Annotated in this window: 1 protein-coding gene; it reads right to left on the bottom strand. The window is 42.9% G+C overall.

What is annotated here, in order from left to right; translation table 11 throughout:
- Positions 1 to 156: 156 nt before the first annotated feature.
- The coding region (locus tag AB4496_RS19450) for a LuxR/HapR/OpaR family quorum-sensing transcriptional regulator (protein ID WP_372131664.1) at positions 157 to 742 on the bottom strand (586 nt) is incomplete at its 5' end.

Raw genomic sequence — 742 nt, 5'->3', positions numbered from 1 at the left:
CTCGCTCTTGAGGATGACGAAGTGAAGCGTAGTGGTTCTTTATATCCGTCATTCTCTAGAGTGACGAAGGAAGGAATAGGGAATCTGATTAGGTGAGAGGAAATAAAAAAGGGTTAGCGTAAAAGCCAACCCTTTAGTTTTGTTCGAAGATCGAATCTACTTATAAATGCACAGCATGTTCAAGTAGCTATCCGTCAAGGTCGAAAGTTCTTCTTGCGTATCTACACGTTTCGCTTGGATGAATAGAGAGTAGCAAATGCCGTGGAATAGATTTGCTAGGTGTTTAGGATCGTGATCGTCACAGACTTCGCCGCGTTCAATCGCCTTGCTAAACATGTTTTGTACTAACATCTGGTTAGTGCGGTTAGTGGTTACAAACAGAGGCCACACTTCATCGCGAGTTGATGCACTCCATTCGAACCATACATTTAACCAATTGCTATCTTGAGCCACTAACGTCACCATTTCAGTCGCAATATTATGTAGATTTTCTTTTGCGTGAATATCTAGGTCAATGTTGTCTGAAAGGAAGTTCGAGAATTGACGAACAACGTGGTTAAGTACTTCATCAACCAGATCTTCACGGGTAGGGAAGTAGTTAAATACTGTTGCTACTGACACCTGAGCGATGTCGGCAATATCAGCGTGTCCACCGCGGCCAATGCCACGGCGAGAGAATACTTCAAGTGCGATTTCCATCAATTGAAGTTTTCTTTTTAAGGGTGAAAGCCTAGTTCTAGGT

It is taken from the genome of Vibrio sp. 10N.222.46.A1 (assembly GCF_041473595.1).
GTDB lineage: Bacteria > Pseudomonadota > Gammaproteobacteria > Enterobacterales > Vibrionaceae > Vibrio > Vibrio tasmaniensis_A.
The sequence above is the reverse complement of the archived record's forward strand: the minus strand, read 5'-3'. Positions and strand labels throughout refer to the sequence as shown.